The sequence below is a fragment of the Micromonospora sp. L31 genome, assembly GCF_052068075.1.
GTDB classification, from domain to species: Bacteria; Actinomycetota; Actinomycetes; order Mycobacteriales; family Micromonosporaceae; genus Micromonospora; species Micromonospora purpureochromogenes.
In genome coordinates, this window is record NZ_JBQHDC010000003.1 from 550,900 (window position 1) to 572,519 (window position 21,620).

Sequence of the window (21,620 nt, forward strand, 5' to 3'; positions counted from 1 at the left end):
GCGACAACCGGGAGCCCGACGAAGGGACACACCGCATGAAGGCAACTCGGCTCCGAGCCGCCGGGCTGGCCGTGGCACTGCTCGGCGCGCTGGTCGCCGGCTCGCCCGCGAGCGCCGCACCGGACACGGCGGCCACCGAACCCGCCACCACCGACTGCATCACCGACCCGACCACCCCGAAGCGCCAGTTCCGGGCCATGTGGATCGCGTCGGTCACCAACATCGACTGGCCCAGCAAGGCCTCGCAGACCGCCGCCGACCAGGTGGCCAAGCAGCAGGCCGAGTACCTGGCCTGGCTCGACCTGGCGCAGAAGCTCAACCACAACGCCGTCGTCGTCCAGGTCCGGCCGACCGCCGACGCATTCTGGCCCTCGCCGTACGAGCCGTGGTCGGAGTACCTCACCGGGGTGCGCGGCCAGGACCCGGGCTGGGACCCGCTGAAGTTCCTCGTCACCGAGTCGCACAAGCGGAACCTGGAGTTCCACGCCTGGTTCAACCCGTACCGGGTCTCCATGCCGGCCCCGGGCGGCGCCGGCGCGGACCTCACCAAGCTCGCGCCGAACCACCCGGCGCGGCAGCACCCGGAGTGGACCTTCGCCTACCCGCCGGCCGGCGTGGCCGGCAGCCGGCTCTACTACAACCCCGGCATCCCCGAGGTCCGCGAGTTCGTCCAGACCGCGATGATGGACGCGGTCAACCGGTACGACGTCGACGGCGTGCACTTCGACGACTACTTCTACCCGTACCCGAGCGGCACCCACCAGGTGCCGGACGACGCCACCTTCGCCGCCCACAACCGGGGCTTCACCGACAGGGCGGACTGGCGGCGGGACAACATCAACCTGCTGATCCAGGAGATGAACGCCAAGATCAAGGCGGTCAAGCCGTGGGTCAAGTTCGGGGTCAGCCCGTTCGGCATCTGGCGTAACAAGTCGGCCGACCCGCTGGGCTCGGACACCACCGGCAGCCAGTCGTACGACATCATCTCCGCCGACACCCGCAAGTGGGTCAAGCAGGAGTGGATCGACTACGTGGTGCCGCAGCTCTACTGGTACATCGGCCAGTACCCGGCCGCCGACTACGCCCGGCTGGTGCCGTGGTGGGCCGAGACGGTACGCGGCACCCGGGTGCAGCTCTACATCGGCCAGGCCGACTACAAGAGCGGCGAACCGGTGTACGGGCCGTTCTGGCAGAACCCGCGCGAGCTGTCCGACCACCTGACGCTCAACCGGTCGTACCCGGAGGTGCTCGGCAACGTGCACTTCTCGGCCGTGCAGGTGCGGGCCAACCGGCTCGGCGCCACCGACATCTACGCCGGCGAGCACTACTCCCGGCCGGCGCTGGTGCCGGCGATGCCGCACCTGCCCGCCAAGCCGCTGCTGCCCCCGCTGGTCACCGGGGCGGAGCGGTCCGACGATGGGGTGCGGCTGAGCTGGCGGCAGCCGGCCGACGGCCAGGGCCCGTTCGGCGACGCCACCTCGTACGCGGTCTACCGCTTCGACTCCGGCGAGCGGGTCGACGCCTGCGGCTTCGCCGACGCGTCCCACCTGGTCGGCACCCTGCGCGCCGACGACGCCACCGCGGTGCAGTCCTTCGTGGACGCCACGGCGGAGCCGGGGCGGACGTACACGTACCACGTGACCGCGCTGGACCGGCTCTGGAACGAGAGCCTGCCCAGCCCGGCGCGGGTGGTGCGCTGACCCAGCCGCGAATGCCCCGGGCGGTGTTACCGCCCGGGGCATTCGTCTGTTTCATCGTCTGTCATCAATAGTACCCGCCGGTAACACCTCCACGTATGGGAATTGATCGAAACTGATGCGACCAACGGTGATCCACCGGTCACCGGTCGTAGGCCACCCCCGCGGAGGTACCCGAATGCCCAGACGACTTGCCACCCTCTTCGCCGCCGGCGCGTTCGCACTGCTCGCCCTGCTCGGCGTGAGCTCGCCCGCGTTCGCGGTGACTCCCCAGCAGAAGCTCTCGGTGCTCTCCAGCTGGACACAGACCAGCGCCACCAGCTACAACGCCTGGAACTCCGCCCGGCTGAACAAGGCCGCCTGGGCCGACTACGCCTTCGACTGGTCCACCGACTACTGCTCGTCGAGCCCGGACAACCCGCTCGGGTTCAACTTCACCCTCTCCTGCGCCCGGCACGACTTCGGCTACCGCAACTACAAGGCCATGGGCCAGTTCTCCGCCAACAAGTCCCGCCTCGACAGCGCCTTCTACGAGGACCTGAAGCGGGCCTGCGCCCCGTACAACGCCGTCGTCCGGCCGGCCTGCTACAGCCTGGCCTGGACGTACTACCAGGCGGTCAAGACCTTCGGCTCCGTGGCCGCCGTCCAGCAGTCCGACATCGACCGGGCCGCCCGGATGAAGGCCGACGCGGAGCGCCGCGCCGCCCTGCGCGGCTGACCCCGCCGCCGTCGACTCCGCCGGGCGTCCCAGACCGGGGCGCCCGGCGGTGTCAGGCCCGCTCCCGGCGGTCCAGCTCCTGCCGGCCCGGGCCACCCTGCCGGGGCGCGGCCGCCCCGGCGGTGCGGAACCGGATCGAGTCCGCCCCCAGGTCGGGGTGCTCCACCGCCAACGCCAGCGCCGCCGCCTCCTCCAGGCCCAGCTCGCCCCCCTCGCCGTACGCGGCGTCGAAGGCGGCGTCGCCGAGCACCCGGCGCAGCTCGGCCTGGCGCTCCAGCCAGTAGCTGCCGTAGATGGCCGGGGTGGCCCGCAGTTGCGCCCGGGTCGCCTGCGCCGCGCCGAAGAGCCGGGCGGCGGTGCCCAGCTCACCACCGGCGGCGCAGCGGACCGCCACCGCGTTGACCGTGTCGCAGGCCCGGCCGTGGTAGCCGTGGCTCATCCGGGACCGGAGCGCCACCAGCAGGTGCTCGTGCGCGGCGACCAGATCGCCCCGGGCCAGGGCGACCATGCCGAGCAGCATGTCCACCGACCGCCGGCCCCGCTCGACCGGCCGCGCCGCCTCCACCGGGCGGGCCGCGCCGAGCAGCTCCGCCGCCTCGTTCAGCGCGCCCCGCCGCCACAGCAGCTCGGCCAGGTTGTAGATGGCGAAGAGCGCGTCGCCGGTCACCTGCTGCTCGTGCGCCCAGTCGATCACCTCGCGGCAGACCCGCTCCGCCTCGGCGAACTGCCCCATGTCGATCAGCGGCGCGGCCCGCCCGGCCAGCACCCGGGCGAGCAGCCCGGCGTCACCGGCCTGCCGGGCCGCCGCCTCCGCCCGCTGCGAGTAGCGCAGCTCCTCGGCGAACTCGCCGTCCGCGCCGGCGTGCAGCGAGTGCAGGTGGTACGCCGCCGCCAGCTCCGCCTCCGGGATCACCTCGCCGGTCTCGGCGATCCGCCCGTAGAGCCGGAACAGCCAGAGCCGCGCCTCCCGGGACAGCCCCCGCTCCCGCCACCACTGGTCCAGCCCGCCGGCCAGCCGCAACCCGGCCCGGGCGCTGCCCCCGGTGGCGCACCAGCGCAGGGCGGCCCGCAGCTCACTGGCCAGCGGGTCGAGCGCGTACAGCGAGAGGGTCACCGGTTGGCCGTCCGGGCCCAGGTGGGCGCTCTCCAGCGCGTGCGCCGACCAGGCGACGTGCCGGTCCCGCGCCGCCTGCTCCTCGCCGGCCTCCACCAGCCGGCGGGCCGCGTACGCCCGGATCGGATCGAGCATCCGGTACGTGCTGCCCGACGCGTGCGGCTCGGCCAGCAGCATCGACTTGTCCACCAGCACCGACAGCGGATCGAGCGGGTCGTCGTCGAGCAGCCACTCCACGGTGGACAGCTCCACCGGGCCGGCGAATACCGCCAGCCAGCGCAGCAGCCGTGACGCGCGTGGCCCCAACGTCCGGTACGACCAGGTGACCGTCGCCTGCATGGTGAGGTGCCGCTCGGTGGCGGAACGCTGCACCGCCCGGTGCGCGGCCGACGGGGGCACGGCCCCGGCCGCCGCGGCGGCCAGGTCCACGGTGTCCTGCTGGTTGCCCATCCAGCCCCGGTCCGCCGGCAGCTCCGGCACGACCCGCCCGGCGTCCAGGGTGCCGAGCACGTCGTCGAGGCGGGCGGCGAGCTGCCCGGCAGAGAGCACCCGGAGCCGGGCGGCGGCCAGCTCGATCGCCAACGGGAGGCCGTCCAGCCGTCGCACCACCCGACGCAGGTCACCGGCCTCCGCCCAGTCCGGCGGCCGGCCGCCCCGGGCCGCCGCGGTCCGGTCCAGCAGCAGCGCCACCGCGTCGCTCTCGGTACGCCCCGGCTGCGGGTCCACCGAGAGCGGCGGGATCCGCCAGACCACCTCGCCGGGCAGGCCGAAGGACTCCCGGCTGGTGGCCAGCACCCGCACCTTGCTCCCGCCGGCGAGCAGCCGGGAGATCACCTCGGCGCAGGCCGCCGGCTGGGCGTCGCAGGTGTCCAGCACCACCAGCATCTGCCGGGCGGCGGCGTACTCGACCAGGGTGTCCAGCATCGGGCGGCCCGGCTCGGGGCGCAGCCCGAGCACCGCGGCGACCGCGAACGCCACCAGCCCCGGGTCGGTGACGGTGGCGATGTCGACGAACCACACGCCGTCCGGGTACGCCTCGACCATCCCGCCGGCCAGCTCGACGGCCATCCGGGTCTTGCCGGCGCCGCCGGCCCCGAGCACGGTGACCAGCCGGTGCCGGCGTACCAGCAGGTCGAGCTCCGCGCGCTCGGTCTCGCGGCCGATGAAGGAGGTGACCTGGGTGGGCAGGTTGTGCGGCACCGCGTCGGCGGTGCGCGGCCGGGGGAACTGCCGTTCCAGGCCGGGCGCGACGAGCTGGAAGAGCCGCTCCCGGTCGTCGAAGCCGCGCAGCCGGTGCAGGCCGAGGTCGAGCAGGGACGCGCCGGACGGCAGCGGTTCGGCGTGCCGGGCGGTCGCCGCCGAGCAGAGCACCTGCCCGCCGTGGGCGGCGGCGGCCACCCGGGCGGCCCGGTGCACCTCAGGGCTGGCGTACTCGCCGTCGCGCGGCTCCGCGTAGCCGGTGTGCAGCCCCATCCGCACCCTGGGGGTGGCTTCGGGGGTGGGCCAGTCGTGGGTGGACAGCGCGCGTTGGGCGGTCAGGCAGGCGGTCAGCGCCGCCGCCGCGTCGGGAAAGGCGAGGAAGAACGAGTCGCCCTCGGTCAGCAGCTCCGCGCCGTCGGTGCCGGCGAGGGTGTCCCGGAGCAGCCGGCGATGCTCCCACAGCACGGGGCGGTAGCCCGACCCGAGCAGCTGGGCCAGCCGGGTCGAACCCTCGATGTCGGTGAACACGAAGGTCACCCACCCGCTCGGGAGGTGGATCCGTGGCGACATGCGTGGAACCTCCGCCCCTGACGTCGGCTTCATGCTGCCCTATGGTCGGGCCGTCACGCATCGTGAGAACGGCCGGGCGGCGTCCGCCCCAAGGTGCCATTGCCGCCGGTCAGCGGCAAGATCTGCCGCCGAACGGGCCGGTCGTGGCCGCTCAGCAGCAGCCGCCACCGCCGCAGCAGCCACCGGCCGGCGCCGGCGGAGCGCCGCCCACCGGTCCACCACCGCCCCGGCCGGTCACCGCGACGGTGGAGAGCAGCTTGACCGTGTCGGCGTGTCCCTGCGGGCAGGACGCCGGATCACCGGCCCGGGCCATCGGGCGGTTGACCTCGAAGGTGTCGCCGCAGGCGCGGCAGCGGAACTCGTACCGGGGCATGCTCCCAGCGTACGACCGGGCCTGACGGTCGCACCCGGATGGGTGATACTCGACGGGTGGCGAGCGGCGAGGAACCATCGACGGTGCGACCCCTGCGACCGGCGACGCCGCCCGACGGGCCGCTCGGCAGCTCCGGCGCCGCGCCGGACCCGACCCCGGTCCCCCGCCCCCGCCGCCCCTTCCTCGACCGGTCCACGGCCGAACCGTCGACCGCGGCCACCGCCGGCGGCGCGCCGGCCACTGTGGAGCTGACCGACGGTGGGGCGGCGCAAGCCGGGCCGGGGACGCACGGCACGGCGAAGGCGGACGCCGGGACGACCGACGTGGCGGAGGCCGGCGCGGCGGAGGCCGGCGCGGCGGAGGCCGGCGCGGCGGAGGCCGGCGCGGCGGAGGCCGGCGCGGCGGAGGCCGGCGTGAAGGCCGCCGACGCCGAGAAGGGCGACGCGGAGAAGGCCGGCACGAGCAAGGCCGGAGCGGACAAGACCAGCACGGAGGCCGGTGACGGGAGCAGGGCCGGCGCGGAGGCCACCGCCACGCCCACCGACGCCCCGAAGAAGGAGCCGACGAAGGACGGCGCGGAGCCGGCGAAGGACGACGCCAAGGCCGGCGGCGAGCCGGGACGGCGTCGCCGGATGCCGTTCGCGCACGCCGTGCGGCTTCCGCCGCCCCGGCAGGCGGTTGTCGGCGCGGCCCGGGCCACCCGGGCCTGGTCCCGACGCCCGAGCGGCCGGCTGACCCTGCCCGGGGTGTTCCTCGTCGCGCTGGTCGCCGCCACGGCGGTGGTCGGCGCCGTGGTGGTCCCGTCGGCCGTCCGGTCGCCCAAGCCGGTGGCCGTGGACGCGACCGACGGCGCCGTGGTCGTACCCGCGCCGGGTGCGCTGCCCGGCGCGACCGCCGTGCCGATGCTGCCGGGCGGGACGGCGTTGCCCGGGCTGCCGCCCGCGACCGCGCTGCCCGGCGGCGTGCCGCCGACCGGGCCGGTCGCCCCGCCCGCCACCGGCCGCCCGGCCGACGCCCTGGCCGCCTGGGCCCAGACCACCGGCGCGCGGGTCGGCATCTCACCGGTGGCCATGCAGGCGTACGGCTACGCCGAGCTGGTGCTCGCCGAGACCAACCGCAGCTGCCAACTGAGCTGGACCACGCTCGCCGCGATCGGGTACGTCGAGTCGCGGCAAGGGCAGGCAAACGGCGCCAGCCTCCAGTCGACCGGCCGGGCCGAACCGGAGATCATCGGCGACCCGCTCGACGGGCAGGGCGGCCGGTCCCGGATCACCGACACCGACCGGGGGCTCTTCGACCGGGACACCGTCTACGACCGGGCGATCGGGCCGATGCAGTTCATCCCGACCACCTGGCAGGAGATCGGCGTCGACGCCGACAACGACGGCCGCAAGGACCCGCACGACCTGGACGACGCGGCGCTCGCCGCCGCCCGGTACCTCTGCAAGGGCGGCCGGAACATGACCATCCCCGGCGACTGGTGGGGCGCCATCCTGTCCTACAACGATGTGCGCCGGTACGCCCAGGATGTCTTCGACAGGGCCAACCAGTACGGGGTGGCCAGCCGTACGTGACGTGATCGTTCGCATACATTGCCGGACCGGACACTTCCCCCCGGCAGCCGATGACGGCAAGCTAGACGGGTGATGGTGCGCGAGTGGGATCCCCGGACCGCGTCGTCCGACGAGGTCGCGTCCGTGCTGGACACGCTGAACGCGGTCCTGGCGGCGGATCTCCCGCAGGATCCGCCCTGGCGGGAGAGTTCCCTGCGGGAATACCTCTCCGAGGTGATGCCGGGTGAGCGGCGGATCTCCTGGGTCGCTCAGGCGGAGCCCGGGCCGGACGGCGGGCCCGGCCCGATCCTCGGCCACGTGCACGTGCTGCTGCTCGGCGACATCGGCGTGCTGGAGGTGCTGGTGCACCCCGACGTCCGGCGTACCGGGCTGGGTCGTGAGCTGGTCCTGCTCGCCGCCCGCCGGGTCTACCAGGAGGGCTTCCAGTCGATCGGCGTCGAGGTGGTCGGTGACACGCCGGCGATCGCCTTCTACGAGTCGCTCGGCTTCACCCGGGAGTACGTCGAGACCCGCAGCGTGCTCGACCTCGGCGCGGTGGACTGGCCGGCGCTGGCCGAGATGGCCACCGGGATCGGCGCCGGCTACCACCTGGAGTTCTGCCCGGGCGGCCCGCCGGACGACCTGATCGAGGCGTACGCGCGGGCCAAGGCCGAGGTGCGCGACGTCGACGACGGCGAGCTGCGCCCCAGCTCGTACGACCCGCAGCGGCTGCGGGACAGCCTGGACACGCTGCACCGGCGGGGCATGAAGCCGTACATCGTGCTGGCCCTGCACGAGCACAGCGGCGAGGTCGCCGGGCTGACCGAAGTGGTGGTGCCGGCGCAGCACCCCACCCGGGCCGACCAGTACGACACGATCGTGGTGCAGGACCACCGCGGCTACGGCATCGACCGGGCGATCAAGGCCCGGATGCTGCTGGAGCTGCGCTCGGCCGAGCCGACGCTGGCCGAGGTGCAGACCTGGAACGCCCAGGCCAACGAGGCGATGCTCAAGGTGAACGCCGAGCTGGGCTACCGCCCCGACCGGGAGTGGTGCGAATACAGCGTGGACGTCGCCGAGCTGGTGCACCGACTCGACGCCGCCCGCTGACCGCGAGTTCACCACACCGCCCCCCGCGGGGGATGGACGGCGGACAGCAACGACACTTAACGTGCGTTAGTTCCCGTCCACCCATCGTGGAGGCCCTATGCGCCCGCGCCGCAGATTCGCCGCGCTCGCAACCGCCGCCGCCGTCACCCTTCCGGTCATCGGCGTCGCACCCACCGCGGCCATCGCCGCGCCCACCGACCTGTTCATCTCCGAGTACGTCGAAGGCTCGTCGAACAACAAGGCGATCGAGCTGTTCAACGGCACCGGCTCCCCGGTCGACCTCACCGCCGGCGGCTACCAGCTCCAGCTCTACTTCAACGGCTCGACCACGCCGACGAACGTCGCGCTGAGCGGCACCGTCGCCGCCGGCGACGCCTTCGTCTTCGCCGCCTCCTCGGCCGCCCCGGCGGTCCTCGCCCAGGCCGACCAGACCACCGGCGCGTCGCTGTTCAACGGGGACGACGCGATCGTGCTGCGCAAGGCCGGCGCGGTGCTCGACTCGATCGGCCAGGTCGGCGTCGACCCCGGTACCGAGTGGGGCAGCGGGCTGACCAGCACCGCCGACAACACGCTGCGGCGGCTGCCGTCGGTCTCCATCGGGGACACCGACCCGTCCGACGCGTTCGACCCGGCCGCCCAGTGGACGGGCCTGCCGACCGACACCTTCGACGGTCTGGGCGCGCACACCGTGGACGGCGGCGGCCCGGTGGACCAGCCGGCCACGCTGAACTGCGGCGGCGCGCTGACCCTGGAGGCCGGCGCGACCGCCACCCGCCAGGTCACCGCCACGGACGCGGACGACACGGTCACCGATCTCGCCGTCACCTCGGTGAACCCGACGCCGGCCACCGGCTCGATCAGCCGGACGGCCTTCACGCCGGCCACCGCCGGCGGCGGCACCGCCACCGCCACGGTCACCGTGACCGGCCTGCCCGCCGGGGCGTACGCGGTGACCCTGACCGCCACCGACGCCGAGGGCGGCACCGCCACCTGCACCCTGACCGTGCAGGCCACCACCGTGCTGGCGGTGGGCGAGGTGCAGGGCCCGACCCGGGACGACGAGAACGGCCACACGGACCGCTCCCCGCTCGCCCCGGCCAGCGGCAACGGCACCAGCTCCACGCTGTACGACGTGCGCGGCGTGATCACGCAGAAGTCGCTCACCCGCACCTCGGCCGGCGCCGACCAGTACGGCTTCTACCTGCAGAGCCGTACGGGCGCCGAGGACGGCGACCCGCTCACCTCCGACGGCCTCTTCGTCTTCACGGGCTCGTTCACCACGCTGATCGGCGGCTACGCGCCGACCGTCGGCGACGAGGTGGTGCTGCGTGGCCGGGTGTCGGAGTTCTTCAACCAGACCCAGCTTTCCGGCGCCTCGCTGGTGCGCAGGCTGGACTCCGGCCTGGACGTGAACACCGCCGTCGCGGTGGACGACGCGGTCCCGCCGGCCGAGGCGGCCGACGCGAATCGGTTCTGGGAGCGGCACGAGGGCACCCGGATGCGGGTCCGCTCGGGCAGTGGGGTGTCCGCCCCGCGCCACATCTTCGCCTCCACCGCCGACTCCGAGATCTACGTGGTGGACCGCGAGGACCCGATCATGAAGCGGACCGACCCGTACGCCCGGCGGGTGTTCCGGGACGCCCACCCGCTGGACGACATCCCGGGCACCCTCTTCGACAACGGCAACAACCAGCGCGTCCTGCTGGGCGCGGGCGGGGTCAAGGCCACGGCCGGCGACTCGGCCACGCTGCTGCCGCCGGCCCGCACCTTCGACACCCTCGCCACGGACGCGTTCGGCGCGGTCTCCTACGGCTTCAGCAAGTTCACCGTGCAGCCGGAGACGCTCTCCCTCACCGCGGGCGCCGACCCGTCGGCGAACAACCCGCCGCAGCCGGCCGACCGCAACCGTGAGGTCGCCGTCTCGACCTACAACGTGGAGAACCTGTACGACTTCCGGGACGACCCGTTCGACGGCTGCGACTTCACCGGCAACCCTGGCTGCACCGGGGTCCGGCCGCCGTTCGACTACGTGCCGGCCGACGAGGCCGACTACCGGGAGCACCTGGCCGCGCTCGCCGACCAGATCCGCACCGACCTGCACTCCCCGGACCTGATCCTGGTGCAGGAGGCCGAGGACCAGGACATCTGCACGGTCTCCGGCACCGAGTTGGTCTGCGGCGACACCAACGACGCCGACGGCGCTCCGGACACCCTCCAGGACCTGGCGCTGACGATCGCGGCCGCCGGTGGCCCGGCCTACGTCGCCGCGTACGACCGGACCGGCGCGGACGCCCGGGGCATCACCTCCGCGTTCCTCTACCGCACCGACCGGCTCTCGCTGGCCGAGGCGACCGCCACCGACCCGCTGCTCGGCGCCACGCCGACGGTGGAGTACCGGTCGGCGGGGCTGCCGTCCAACGCGGACGTGCAGAACCCGAAGGCGCTCAACGCGCAGCTGCCCGCCGACACGGACACCTCGACGGGCAAGGACGGCGACAACGTCTTCACCCGCGCCCCCCAGCTGGGCAAGTTCGTGGTGAGGGCGACGCCGGACGGCTCGGAGTCCTACCTGCTGTACGCGCTGAGCAACCACTACTCGTCCGGCCCGGACACCAGGGTCGGGCAGCGGACCGAGCAGGCGACGTACGGTGCCGCGATCGTCACCGCGATCGAGGAGTCGGACCCGCACGCCCGGGTGGTCTACGGCGGCGACATGAACGTCTTCCCCCGCCCGGACGACCCGATCGCCACCGCGGCGAACCCGACCCCGTCGGACCAGCTCGCCCCGCTCTACGGGGCCGGCCTGCACAACCTCTGGGACGACCTGGTCGCGGACGTGCCGGCGGCGGCGTACTCGTACAACTTCAGCGGGCAGGCGCAGACGCTGGACAGCATCTTCGTCAACGACGCGCTCCACGCCGACCTGGTGCAGGTGCGGACGGCGCACGTCAACGCCGACTGGCCGTCCGACGTCAGCGGCGACGGGTCGCGTGGCGCCAGCGACCACGACCCGTCGGTCGCCCGGTTCCGCGCGCAGCCGTCGCTGCGGGTGGCCGACGCGTCGGTGGCCGAGGGCGACAAGGGTGACAGCACCCTGACCTTCCAGGTCACCGTCTCCCGCCCGCTGTCGGCGCCGACGACGCTCTGCGCCGCCGCGGTCGGCCTGACCGCCTCGGCCGGTTCGGACTTCGACCCGTACGTCGGCTGCCGGGTCCTGCCCGCCGGGCAGACCTCGCTGGCCTTCCCGGTGACCGTCCGGGGTGACCGGAAGGTCGAGGCGGACGAGAAGATCGCGTTCGCGGTCGCCGGCCCGCTGAACCTGCGGCTGGCCGATCCGCTGGCGGTGGGCACCATCACGAACGACGACTGAGGTTCCTGCTGTCCCGACGGCCCGTCGGCCAGGCCTGCGCCTGGCCGGCGGGCCGTCACCAGTCGGGGCGGATCCGGGGCGGGGGCGGGTCACCGCGGTACTTCGCCACCCGCACCTCCCACTGGCTGCGCCGACGCATGGCGTCCCGCACCGCCCGGTTGCGGTGGAAGGTCTCCGGGGGACGCGCCAGCCCGTAAATGTCGGCCCACCACTCGCCGGTCTCCGGGTCGAGAATGGTGTCCAGGTGGGAGGGGTAGCGCCGCTCCGCGCCGTCGCGGGTGTCCTCGCGGTCCCGCATCGGCTGGAGCACCCGGCCGAACTCGTCGACGACCGCGAGCCGGAAGCCGGCGGCCGCGATGATGCGACGTAGCAGGGCGACGCTCGGGATCAGCGTCCCCGCCTCGATCTTGCCGATGGTGCCGTGGTGCACCTCCGCCCAGCGGGCCAACTCCCGCTGGCTCGCGTCGGCACGACGCCGAACGGCGCGCACGATGCCGGCGGCCGGCCAGGGCAGGTCGAACGGCTTGCTGAGGAAGGTCGGCTGTCCGCCGCACCCCTCGGTATCGCCGCCGGGCCGGCCACCGGGCTGGTCGCCGTCGCCGTCGGCCTCCCCGACGGGCTGGTCGGTGGGGATCACCTCACTCATGGCGTCACCGTCGCGGCTGCCCGGGCTCCGCCACCACCCCCGTTGCACTGTCCTGTGGACAACCGACGGCCCTGTGGAGAACCTCCGCTGCGCGCCGCACCGCGCTCAGTAGCGCTCGGTCACCGGACCTACCGGATCGTCGAGGACAACGGTGAGTGATGGCCGGCTGAGTCCTGCGGCAGACCCGCGTGAAGCCTCGACCGCAGGGCGGCCCCCTGAACAGCCCGAACCCCCCGCCTCACCCACACCCCCACCCCACCCCTCCCGGCGCTTTGCTCTGCTGCCCTATCGGCGACGGCGACCGAGTGTGTGCGTCGCCTCCAGGGCAGCAGAGCAAAGGGAAAGTGAGGGGTGAGCTGCCGGGGGGCGGAAGATACGGACAGTGATGACGCTGGCCCCGGGGAGGCGGCAACGACCGGCGAGAAAATGGGCGGCGGTCCGCAGCCGCCCAGCAGACGACGCGGACCACGGGATGTCGCGGACCAGGGGGATGACGCGCTGGCGGTCAGTAACGCTCGCGGAGCAGCTGGGCGGCCTCGACCGCCCAGTAGGTGAGGATGATCTGCGCGCCGGCCCGGCGGATCGAGGTGAGCGTCTCCAGGATCACCCGCTCCCGGTCGATCCAGCCGTTCGCGGCGGCCGCCTCGACCATCGCGTACTCGCCGGAGACCTGGTAGGCGGCGACCGGGACGTCCACCGCGGCCCGGACCGCCGCGACCACGTCGAGGTAGGGCAGTGCCGGCTTGACCATCACCATGTCGGCGCCCTCGGCGACGTCCAGCTCGACCTCGCGCAGCGACTCCCGCAGGTTGGCCGGGTCCTGCTGGTAGGTGCGGCGGTCGCCCTCCAGCGCCGACTCGACGGCGTCGCGGAACGGACCGTAGAAGGCCGAGGCGTACTTCACCGCGTACGCCAGCACCGCGACATCCTGGTGACCGGCGGCGTCGAGGGCCCGGCGGACCACGCCGACCTGGCCGTCCATCATCCCGGACGGCCCGACCACGCCGACCCCGGCGGCGGCCTGGGCCACCGCCATCTCGGCGTACGCGGCCAGGGTGGCGTCGTTGTCGACGCCGCCGTCCGGGGTGAGCAGCCCGCAGTGCCCGTGCGAGGTGAACTCGTCCAGGCAGAGGTCGCTCATCACCACGGTGGCGTCACCCACCTCGGAGACGACGTCCCGGATGGCCACGTTGAGGATGCCGTCCGGGTCGATGCCGCCGGAGCCGGTCGCGTCCCGCGACGCCGGCACCCCGAAGAGCATGATCCCGCCCACCCCGGCCTGGACCGCCTCGACGGCGGCCTTGCGCAGCGAGTCCCGGGAGTGCTGGAGCACCCCCGGGAGCGACGCGACGGCCCGTGGCTCGGTCAGCCCCTCCTTGACGAACATCGGCACGACCAGCTCGGCCGGGTCGACGCGGGTCTCGGAGACCAGCCGCCGCACGGCCGCGTTACGGCGCAGCCGGCGGGGCCGGATCTCGGGGTACGGCACGACAGCCTCCTGTCAGCGGAACCTCAGAGCGGTCGGCCCCTGCACCTTCGAGCCGCGGCGCTGCTTGGCCGGCATGGCGGCCAGCTTCTCGCGCAACTCGACGGCGTAGGCGGCGAGCGCCTCCACCAGGTCGGGCACCGAGGCGTGCGCAGGCTGCACGTCGACCCGCAGGCCGAACTCCGTCGCCGTCTCCGCCGTCTTGGGCCCGATAACTGCAACAACGGTACGCGCGTGCGGCTTCCCGGCGATACCGACCAGGTTCCGGACGGTGGAGGACGAGGTGAAGAGCACCGCGTCGAACCCGCCCGACTTGATCGCGTCCCGGATCTCGGCGGGCGGCGGGGCGGCCCGGACGGTCCGGTACGCGGTCACGTCGTCGACCTCCCAGCCGCGCTCGGTGAGCCCGGCGGCGAGCGTCTCGGTGGCGATGTCGGCGCGCGGCAGCAGCACCCGGCCCACCGGGTCGAGGATCTCGTCGTGCGGCGAGAACTCGGCCAGCAGCCCCTCGGAGGACTGCTCGCCGGACGGGACCAGCTCCGGCTGGATGCCGAAGGCGCGCACCGCGTCGGCGGTCGCCTCGCCGATGCAGGCGATCTTGACGCCGCCGAAGTGGCGGGCGTCCAGGCCGTGCTCGGCGAACTTCTCCCAGACCGCCCGGACGGCGTTGACCGAGGTGAAGATCACCCAGGCGTAGCGGCCGTCGACCAGGCCCTTGACCGCCCGCTCCATCTGGGCCGGGGTGCGCGGCGGCTCGACCGCGATCGTCGGCACCTCGCACGGGATCGCCCCGTACGCGCGCAGCCGGGCGCTCATCGCACCGGCCTGCTCCTTGGTGCGGGGCACCAGCACCTTCCAGCCGTACAGCGGCCGGTTCTCCCACCAGCTCAGCTTGTCGCGCTGGGCGACGCCCTCACCGACGGTGAGCACGACCCGGCCGGTGAAGCCGAGCGCCGCCGCGACGAAGGAGTCGACGGTCGACGTGGTGGTGTACTGCGTCTCGCCGGTGCCGTCGCCGGTCACCCCGACGCCGGTGGTGCCGTCCACCCCGGCGGCCAGCAGGCCGTCCCGGATGGCGGCGAGGTCGCCCGCGTCGACCGCGAGGGCCAGCGAGCCCCGGCCGACGGCCGCGGCCAGCGCGTCGAAGTCCAGCGTGCTGACGTCCTCGACGTCGGCGGCGGTGCGCACGCCCGGCAGCGGCACACCGGCGTACGTGGCGACACCCTCGGCCTGGCCGACCCCCGGGACCACCTCGAAGTGCGCGGCGGTACGCGCCACCGCCTGCACCTCCTTGACCACCGAGTCGTGGCCGAACGGGTCACCGGCGACCAGGTGCACCGCGTTCAGCCCGGAACGGGCGGCGGAGATGAGCACCTTGGCCACGTCGCCCGGCACACCCTCGGCGGGCGTGAACTGGGCGTCGGACCTGGCCTGGGCGCGGACGGCGTCGAGCAGCGACTCGGGGACCCCCCGGTCGTACACCACCTGGTCGGCGTCGACCAGGGCGTCGTGCGCCCGGCGGGTCAGCAGGCCCGGGTCGCCGGGGCCGGCCCCGACGAACGCGATCCGGCCTACGGGCTTACGGGTGCGGGTCATTCTGTGCTCCCAAATTGCTGGGTCCCCGGGCCGGTGTGTCCTTCGTGGCCGAGGATCGAGTCGGCGCCGAGTTCGAGGAGTTCGGCGGCGAGTGCCTTGCCGATCTCCGCCGCGTCGGCGGGCGTACCGGTGCGGGACAGCCGGAGGTCTCGGGTACCGTCCGGGCTGATCACCGCCCCGCGCAGGTAGATCTCATCACCGGCGTCGCCCTCGGCGAGTTCGGCGTAGGCGGCGACCGGAGCGGAGCATCCGGCCTCCAGGGTGGCCAGGAACGCCCGCTCCGCGGTGACCGCGGCCCGGGACGGTGCGTGGTCGAGCACCGCGAGCAGCTCGACCAGGTCCTGGTCGTCGGCCCGGCACTCCACCGCCAGCGCGCCCTGGGCGGGCGCAGGCAGCATCAGCATCGGGTCGAGCGTTTCGGTGATCACGTCGGTCCGGCCCAGCCGGGCCAGGCCGGCCCGGGCCAGGACGACGGCGTCGAGGTCGGCCTCCGGGCCGAGCACCCGCCGCAGGCGGCTGTCCACGTTGCCCCGGATCGGGGTGACCTCCAGCTGCAGCCCGAGGGCGTGCAGTTGGGCGATCCGGCGCAGCGCGCCGGTGCCGACCACGGCGCCCGGCGGCAGCTCGGCGAGGGTACGACCGCCCGTGGCGACCAGCGCGTCGCGCGGGTCCTGCCGGGGCGGCACCGCCGCGATGTGCAGCCCGGCCGCCGCGGCGGTGGGCAGGTCCTTGTACGAGTGCACCGCGAGGTCGATGACGCCGGCGGTCAGCGCGTCGCGCAGGGCGGAGACGAAGACTCCGACGCCGAGCCGGTGCACCGGGGCCGACGAGCGGTCACCGGCGGTGACCACCTCGACCAGCTCGACCTCGCGGCCGGTGGCCGCGGTCAGGGCCTCGGCGACGTGGCCGGACTGGGCCATCGCCAGGGCGCTGCCCCGGGTACCGAGGCGCAGGGGCGTGCTCATCGCTCACCTCCGGTGGGCGGGACGTCGACGACGTCGAAGGAGGGCCGGCCGTCGGCGTTCTCGACGACGTCGGGAACGGTGTCGACCGGCGAGGTCTGCGGCACCTGGAGGTCGAACAGCTCCCGCAGCAGGGCGGCGTACTGGTCGCCGCCGGGCTCGGCGGCGAGCTGGCGGACCCGCACGGTGGGCTGGTGCAGCAGCCGCTGCACCACCCGGTGCACCGTCCGGGCGACCTCGGCGCGCTGGTCGTCGTCGAGGTCGGGGCGACGCTGGGCGAGCCGGCGCAGCTCGGCGGTGACCACGTCGTCGGCGCGGCCCCGCAGCGCGGCCACGGTGGGCGCCACGTCGGCCCCGCGCAGCCAGCTCAGGAACGACTCGACCTCGCCCGCGACGATCCGGGCGACCTCGGCGGCGTCGGCGGCGGCCGGACCGTCGGCGAGCAGCGCGGCCATCCGGTCGATGTCGATCACCTCGACGCCGGGCAGGTCGGCCACCCCGGGCTCGACGTCGCGCGGCACGGCCAGGTCGAGCAGGACCAGCGGGCCTCGCTCGGCGTCGCGGCGGGCCAGCGCCCGGGTGACCCGGTCGAGGGTGAGGACCGGTTCGGTGGCCGCGGTGGCGGCCACCACGATGTCCACCGTGGAGAGCGCGTCGACGAGCTCGGCCATCGGCACGGCGTTCGCCCCGTACGACTCGGCCAGGCGTACCGCCCGGTCGGCCCCGCGGTTGGTGACGGTGAGCGGCCCGGCGCCCAGCCGGGACAGCGTCGCCACGCCCAGCGCGCCCATCGCGCCCGCGCCGACCACCATGGCGGGGCGGCCGGAGAGGTCGCTGTCGAGGTGATCGGCGGCCAGGTCCAGCGCGGCGGTGACCACGCTCTGCCCGGCGCGGTCGATGTTCGTCTCGGCGTGCGCCCGCTTGCCCACCCGCAGCGCCTGCTGCATCAGCTCGTGCAGCAGCCGCCCGGCCGAGTCGGCCCCGGTCGCCCAGTGGTACGCGTCGCGCAGCTGGCCGAGGATCTGCGCCTCGCCGACCACCATCGAGTCGAGCCCGGCGGCGACCCGGAAGACGTGGTCGACGGCGGCGGCGTCGTAGTGCACGTAGAGGTGGCTGGCCAGCGCCGCCGGCGGGGCGCCGGCCTGCTCGGCGAGGACGGCGCAGATGTCGCCGAGGCCGCCGTGGAAACCGGACACGGCGGCGTAGACCTCCACCCGGTTGCAGGTGGAGACCAGCACCGCCTCGGCGACGTACGGCTGGGCGACCAGGCGGTCCAGCGTGCGGGTGAGGTCGGCGGGGGCGACCGCCAGCTGTTCCAGGGTGGCGACGGGGGCGGTGCGGTAGGACGCGCCGACGACGAGCAGTTTCACGTGCCGATCGCCTCCTGGGTGTCGGTGGCCGCGAGCCCGCCGGGCAGAGCGGTGAGGGCGGACCCGCCGGTGGCGGGGAGCGCGGTCAGCGACGCCTTGCGGTGCTCGTGGAAGGACAGGATCTGCAGCTCGATGGCGAGGTCGACCTTGCGCACGTCGACCCCCTCCGGCACCGAGAGTACGCACGGTGCGAAGTTCAGGATGCTCGTCACGCCGACGGCGACGAGCTGGTCGGCGACCGGCTGGGCGGCCGAGGCCGGGGTGGCGATCACGCCGATCGAGATCAACTCCTCGGCGGCCACCCGGGCCAGGTCGTCGACGTGCTGCACGACCAGGCCGTTGATCACCTCGCCGACCCGGGCGCGATCGGCATCCAAGAGGGCGGCGATCCGGAAGCCACGGCTGGCGAAGCCGTCGTAGCCGGCCAGAGCGTGACCGAGATTACCCACTCCGACCAGGGCGACGGCCCGGCACTGGGTGAGCCCGAGCACGTACTCGATCTGCTCGATCAGCAGCGTGACGTCGTAGCCGACGCCCCGGGTGCCGTACGAGCCGAGGTGGGAGAGGTCCTTGCGGAGCTTGGCCGAGTTGACCCCGGCGGCGCCGGCCAGCCCCTCGCTGGAGACGGTCTCGTGACCGCTCTCGGCGAGGTTGTGCAGCGCGCGGAGGTACTCGGGGAGCCGCGCGACGGTCGCCTCCGGAAGATCCGGGAGCGCCGGTACGGCACCGGCGCGGCCGGGCGCGCCAGGGTGACGGTGCTGACTCATGAGACTCCGTGCGGTGCGATCCTCGGCCAGCTCCGGTGCCCGGCCATTTCGGGACCCCCGCTCGCGGCCGAGAGTGCCGGCCGTGCTAGCGGGGCGCGTCGGAACTACAGAGTAGGCGCTTGTGAAGACGTGCACAAATCGCGATCTTGCTGACTCGCGACGCCCGTCCACCAGGCCCTCCATTCCGCAAGATCGATCCGGCGGCCTTGGCCGGCGCCGCTCGGCGATTATTGCTCAATCCCGACTTCTCTGACCAATCACACAAGGCGCGGCGGGCCCGTGGCGTACCCCTCACCTGCGCCGGAGCCGGTCCCACCCGGCGCGGCCGGCCGGGCCCGGCGTGCGGTGCCGGCCGGGGGTAGGGCCAACCCGACCCGGAACGGGGCAGCCCGCCGGATGGGCATTCCGGGCCTGGCGTCCCTAGCCTCGGAGCATGACCACCGCCACCGCGGTCACGCCGGTACCGAGCGTGAGCCGCCAGCTGATGCGCGACACCGGGTACGTCCTGCTCGGCCTCCCCCTGGCGCTGTTCGGCCTGGTGGTGCTGACGGCCGGCCTCGCGCTCGGCGTCGGGCTGGCGGTGCTGGTGGTGGGCGTGCCGATCATGACCGGCACGCTCTACACCGCGCGCGGCCTGGCCGACGTGGAGCGGCTGCGGCTGCCCACGGTGCTCCGGATGCCCCGGATCCGCCCCCGCTACCTGACCCCGCCACCGGCGGCCGGCCCCTGGCGGCGGATCTTCACCCCGATCCGGGACGGGCAGTCCTGGCTCGACCTGGCGCACGGCATCGCCCGGTCCGTGGTGGCGGTCGTCACGTTCGCCATCACCGTCGCCTGGTGGGTCGTCGCGCTCGCCGGCACCCTCTACCCCGCGTACGACTGGGCCCTCCCCTACGGCCCGGGCGACCGCAGCCTGGCCGACCTGCTCGGTCTCGGCGACGGGCCGGTGGCCCGGATCGGCCTGAACACCGCGATCGGCCTGATCTTCCTGCTCACCCTGCCGATCGTGGTCCGCGGCTGCGCGCTGCTCCAGGCCGGCTTCGCGCGCGGCCTGCTCACCGGCGTGGCCGAGATGCGTGACCGGATCACCGTGCTGGAGGAGCAGAAGCGGGCGGCGGTGTCGGCCGAGGCGGCGGCGCTGCGCCGGCTGGAACGGGACATCCACGACGGCCCCCAGCAGCGACTGGTCCGGCTGGCGATGGACCTGAGCCGGGCCCGGCAGCAGCTCGCCACCGACCCGCAGGCCGCCGCCCGCACCCTGGACGAGGCGATCGCCCAGACCCGGGACACCCTGGCCGAGCTGCGGGCGCTCTCCCGGGGCATCGCGCCGCCGGTGCTGGTCGACCGGGGCCTGCCCAGCGCGGTGGCCGCCCTGGCCGGCCGCAGCCTGGTGCCGGTCGACCTGACCCTCGACGACCGGCTGGGCAACCCGAAGGGCCGGCTCGACCCGCTGGTGGAGAGCACCGCCTACTTCGTGGTCGCCGAGGCGCTGACCAACGTGGCCAAGCACAGCGGCGCGACCGGCTGCGCGGTGACCGTGCAGCGCCACGACGACCAGCTCGACGTCACCGTCAGTGACGACGGGGCCGGCGGTGCGCACGTGGCGAAGGGGCACGGCCTCGCCGGCATCGCCGACCGGGTACGCGCCGCCGGCGGCGTGCTCCGGGTGGACAGCCCGGTCGGCGGCCCGACCGTCGTGCGGGCCGTGCTGCCGCTGTGACCCCGGCACCCGCCCGGACGTGGTAGACACCGCGACATGCGAGTACTGATCGCCGACGACGCCGTACTGCTCCGGGAAGGCCTGGTCCGGCTGCTCACCGAGCAGGGACACGAGGTGGTGGCCGCCGTCGGGGACGGTGAGGCGCTGGTGGAGGCGGTGGTGGCGCACCGGCCGGACGTCTCGATCGTGGACGTGCGGATGCCGCCCACCCACACCGACGAGGGGCTGCGCGCGGCCGTCCGGGCCCGCGAGCTGGTCCCCCGTACGCCGATCCTGGTGCTCTCCCAGTACGTCGAGGTGTCGTACGCCGACGACCTGCTGTCCACCGCGGGCGGGGGCGGCGGCGGGATCGGCTACCTGCTCAAGGAGCGGGTGGCCGCGATCGACGAGTTCCTCGACGCGCTGGCCCGGGTGGCCGCCGGCGGCACCGTGCTCGACCCGGAGGTGGTCGGCCAACTGCTGGTCCGGCGCCGTCGAGACGACCCGCTGGGCGAGCTGACCCCGCGCGAGCGGGAGGTGCTGGCGCTGATGGCCGAGGGCCGTTCCAACGCCGCCATCGCGAAGTCCCTGGTGGTCACGGACGGCGCGGTGGAGAAGCACGTCCGCAACATCTTCACCAAGCTCCACCTGCCCCCGGACACCGACCACCACCGCCGGGTCCTGGCCGTCCTCGCCCACCTCCGCGCCTGACCCCACCGGCGGCGGGGCCAGGATCAGGGGAGGTGGGTGGCGAGGGTCACCGCTTCGGTGAGGGTGTCGGCGACGGGGTGGGGGGTGGCGCGCAGGGCGGCGGGGTCGGAGAGGCCGCCGGTGTAGAGGACGCAGCGGGCGCCGACGCTCTCGGCGGCGTGCGCGTCGTCGACCGAATCGCCGATCAGCACCACCGACTCGCCGGCCAGCCCCAGCTCGGCCAGGTGCTTCTCCAGCCACTCCGCCTTGTGGCCGCCGCCGACCGTGGCGCGCAGCCCGTCCACCCGGGCGAAGTGCGGGGTCAGGCCGTAGGTGTGCACGGTCGGCACCAGCTCGTCGTGGAACCACATCGACAGCAGCGACTGGCTGCCCGGCCAGGCGGCGATCGCCGCCAGCGCGTCGTCGGCCAGCGCGCAGCTGGTCAGCCCGGCCCGGTACGCGTCGTGGAAGATCCGGTCGAGCGCGCCGAACGCCTCCGCGTCGATCGCCCGCCCCAGCATCTCGGCGTAGTAGTCGACGATCGGCCGGCGGAACCGCACCCGGTGCTCGTCGACGGTCACCGACGGGCCGCCGGCGCTGGCGAAGGCCACGTTGGTGGCCTGCACCACCAGGCTGAGGTCGTTGAGCAGGGTGCCGTTCCAGTCCCACACCAGGTGGTCGCGCGCAGGGGTCATCGCA

General features: G+C 74.2%; 16 protein-coding genes. 7 read left to right on the forward strand and 9 right to left on the reverse strand.

Annotated elements, in window-relative coordinates; translation table 11 throughout:
- Positions 1-35 precede the first annotated feature (35 nt).
- Both ACTMS9_RS12260 and ACTMS9_RS12265 read left to right on the forward strand, forming a co-directional pair.
- Positions 36-1,700 (forward strand): glycoside hydrolase family 10 protein, encoded by a 1,665-nt coding sequence (locus ACTMS9_RS12260; RefSeq protein ID WP_441164938.1) that lies wholly within the window; start codon positions 36-38, stop codon positions 1,698-1,700.
- Between the two features lie 175 nt (positions 1,701-1,875).
- Complete coding sequence (locus ACTMS9_RS12265) at positions 1,876-2,415, forward strand: phospholipase (RefSeq protein WP_441142240.1); 540 nt, start codon at positions 1,876-1,878, stop codon at positions 2,413-2,415.
- Between the two features lie 52 nt (positions 2,416-2,467).
- Here ACTMS9_RS12265 and ACTMS9_RS12270 read toward each other — a convergent pair whose 3' ends face one another.
- Positions 2,468-5,299: an ATP-binding protein gene (locus ACTMS9_RS12270; protein ID WP_441164939.1), complete on the reverse strand. Its 2,832-nt coding sequence runs from the start codon at positions 5,297-5,299 to the stop codon at positions 2,468-2,470.
- Positions 5,300-5,450: 151 nt separating this feature from the next.
- Complete coding sequence (locus ACTMS9_RS12275; RefSeq protein WP_154941724.1) at positions 5,451-5,672, reverse strand: FmdB family zinc ribbon protein; 222 nt, start codon at positions 5,670-5,672, stop codon at positions 5,451-5,453.
- A 56-nt stretch (positions 5,673-5,728) separates the two neighbouring features.
- Here ACTMS9_RS12275 and ACTMS9_RS12280 point away from each other — a divergent pair, with 56 nt between their 5' ends.
- From ACTMS9_RS12280 to ACTMS9_RS12290, 3 genes are all read left to right on the forward strand, one after another.
- Positions 5,729-7,246, forward strand: a complete 1,518-nt coding sequence (locus tag ACTMS9_RS12280) for a lytic murein transglycosylase (RefSeq protein ID WP_441164940.1) — start codon at positions 5,729-5,731, stop codon at positions 7,244-7,246.
- Between the two features lie 72 nt (positions 7,247-7,318).
- Positions 7,319-8,335 carry a GNAT family N-acetyltransferase gene (locus tag ACTMS9_RS12285; RefSeq protein ID WP_441142615.1) on the forward strand — a complete coding sequence of 339 codons (1,017 nt, stop codon included), beginning with the start codon at positions 7,319-7,321 and terminating at the stop codon, positions 8,333-8,335.
- A gap of 97 nt (positions 8,336-8,432) precedes the next feature.
- A complete protein-coding gene (locus ACTMS9_RS12290; protein ID WP_441164941.1) occupies positions 8,433-11,705 on the forward strand; it encodes a lamin tail domain-containing protein in 3,273 nt (1,090 codons plus the stop codon).
- Between the two features lie 55 nt (positions 11,706-11,760).
- On the opposite strand, the gene ACTMS9_RS12295 is transcribed toward ACTMS9_RS12290, so the two are convergent.
- The 6 genes from ACTMS9_RS12295 to ACTMS9_RS12320 all read right to left on the reverse strand — a co-directional run bounded on the left by ACTMS9_RS12295 (position 11,761) and on the right by ACTMS9_RS12320 (position 18,532).
- Complete coding sequence (locus ACTMS9_RS12295; protein WP_441142236.1) at positions 11,761-12,351, reverse strand: helix-turn-helix transcriptional regulator; 591 nt, start codon at positions 12,349-12,351, stop codon at positions 11,761-11,763.
- 505 nt (positions 12,352-12,856) lie between these two features.
- On the reverse strand, positions 12,857-13,840 hold the full coding sequence (hemB, locus tag ACTMS9_RS12300; protein WP_280839407.1) for a porphobilinogen synthase: 984 nt from the start codon (positions 13,838-13,840) through the stop codon (positions 12,857-12,859).
- Between the two features lie 12 nt (positions 13,841-13,852).
- The gene (locus ACTMS9_RS12305) at positions 13,853-15,433 is read right to left on the reverse strand and encodes a uroporphyrinogen-III synthase (protein WP_441142235.1); all 1,581 of its coding nucleotides are present in this window, start codon (positions 15,431-15,433) and stop codon (positions 13,853-13,855) included.
- Positions 15,430-16,398, reverse strand: coding sequence for a hydroxymethylbilane synthase (gene hemC, locus ACTMS9_RS12310; RefSeq protein ID WP_441142234.1), 969 nt, complete (start codon positions 16,396-16,398; stop codon positions 15,430-15,432). The genes ACTMS9_RS12305 and hemC overlap by 4 nt, the downstream gene beginning before the upstream one ends.
- Positions 16,395-17,765: a glutamyl-tRNA reductase gene (locus ACTMS9_RS12315; RefSeq protein ID WP_441142233.1), complete on the reverse strand. Its 1,371-nt coding sequence runs from the start codon at positions 17,763-17,765 to the stop codon at positions 16,395-16,397. The genes hemC and ACTMS9_RS12315 overlap by 4 nt, the downstream gene beginning before the upstream one ends.
- Positions 17,762-18,532, reverse strand: coding sequence for a redox-sensing transcriptional repressor Rex (locus ACTMS9_RS12320; RefSeq protein ID WP_441142232.1), 771 nt, complete (start codon positions 18,530-18,532; stop codon positions 17,762-17,764). Before ACTMS9_RS12320 ends, ACTMS9_RS12315 begins: the two co-directional genes overlap by 4 nt.
- Positions 18,533-18,965: 433 nt before the next feature.
- On the opposite strand from ACTMS9_RS12320, the gene ACTMS9_RS12325 reads away from it, so the two are divergent.
- Positions 18,966-20,252 carry a sensor histidine kinase gene (locus tag ACTMS9_RS12325; RefSeq protein WP_441164942.1) on the forward strand — a complete coding sequence of 429 codons (1,287 nt, stop codon included), beginning with the start codon at positions 18,966-18,968 and terminating at the stop codon, positions 20,250-20,252.
- A gap of 36 nt (positions 20,253-20,288) precedes the next feature.
- Positions 20,289-20,942, forward strand: coding sequence for a response regulator (locus tag ACTMS9_RS12330; RefSeq protein WP_088960141.1), 654 nt, complete (start codon positions 20,289-20,291; stop codon positions 20,940-20,942).
- 23 nt (positions 20,943-20,965) lie between these two features.
- Here ACTMS9_RS12330 and ACTMS9_RS12335 read toward each other — a convergent pair whose 3' ends face one another.
- Positions 20,966-21,616 carry an HAD family hydrolase gene (locus tag ACTMS9_RS12335; protein WP_441164943.1) on the reverse strand — a complete coding sequence of 217 codons (651 nt, stop codon included), beginning with the start codon at positions 21,614-21,616 and terminating at the stop codon, positions 20,966-20,968.
- Between the last annotated feature and the right edge of the window lie 4 nt (positions 21,617-21,620).

Bases quoted from the DNA above. Each gene is read 5' to 3' on its own strand.
- ACTMS9_RS12260 (WP_441164938.1), top strand. From the start codon at position 36: ATGAAGGCAACTCGGCTCCGAGCCGCCGGGCTGGCCGTGGCACTGCTC.
- ACTMS9_RS12265 (WP_441142240.1), top strand. From the start codon at position 1,876: ATGCCCAGACGACTTGCCACCCTCTTCGCCGCCGGCGCGTTCGCACTG.
- ACTMS9_RS12270 (WP_441164939.1), bottom strand. From the start codon at position 5,299: ATGTCGCCACGGATCCACCTCCCGAGCGGGTGGGTGACCTTCGTGTTC.
- ACTMS9_RS12275 (WP_154941724.1), bottom strand. From the start codon at position 5,672: ATGCCCCGGTACGAGTTCCGCTGCCGCGCCTGCGGCGACACCTTCGAG.
- ACTMS9_RS12285 (WP_441142615.1), top strand. From the start codon at position 7,319: ATGGTGCGCGAGTGGGATCCCCGGACCGCGTCGTCCGACGAGGTCGCG.
- ACTMS9_RS12290 (WP_441164941.1), top strand. From the start codon at position 8,433: ATGCGCCCGCGCCGCAGATTCGCCGCGCTCGCAACCGCCGCCGCCGTC.
- ACTMS9_RS12295 (WP_441142236.1), bottom strand. From the start codon at position 12,351: ATGAGTGAGGTGATCCCCACCGACCAGCCCGTCGGGGAGGCCGACGGC.
- ACTMS9_RS12305 (WP_441142235.1), bottom strand. From the start codon at position 15,433: ATGACCCGCACCCGTAAGCCCGTAGGCCGGATCGCGTTCGTCGGGGCC.
- hemC (WP_441142234.1), bottom strand. From the start codon at position 16,398: ATGAGCACGCCCCTGCGCCTCGGTACCCGGGGCAGCGCCCTGGCGATG.
- ACTMS9_RS12320 (WP_441142232.1), bottom strand. From the start codon at position 18,532: ATGAGTCAGCACCGTCACCCTGGCGCGCCCGGCCGCGCCGGTGCCGTA.
- ACTMS9_RS12325 (WP_441164942.1), top strand. From the start codon at position 18,966: ATGACCACCGCCACCGCGGTCACGCCGGTACCGAGCGTGAGCCGCCAG.
- ACTMS9_RS12330 (WP_088960141.1), top strand. From the start codon at position 20,289: ATGCGAGTACTGATCGCCGACGACGCCGTACTGCTCCGGGAAGGCCTG.
- ACTMS9_RS12335 (WP_441164943.1), bottom strand. From the start codon at position 21,616: ATGACCCCTGCGCGCGACCACCTGGTGTGGGACTGGAACGGCACCCTG.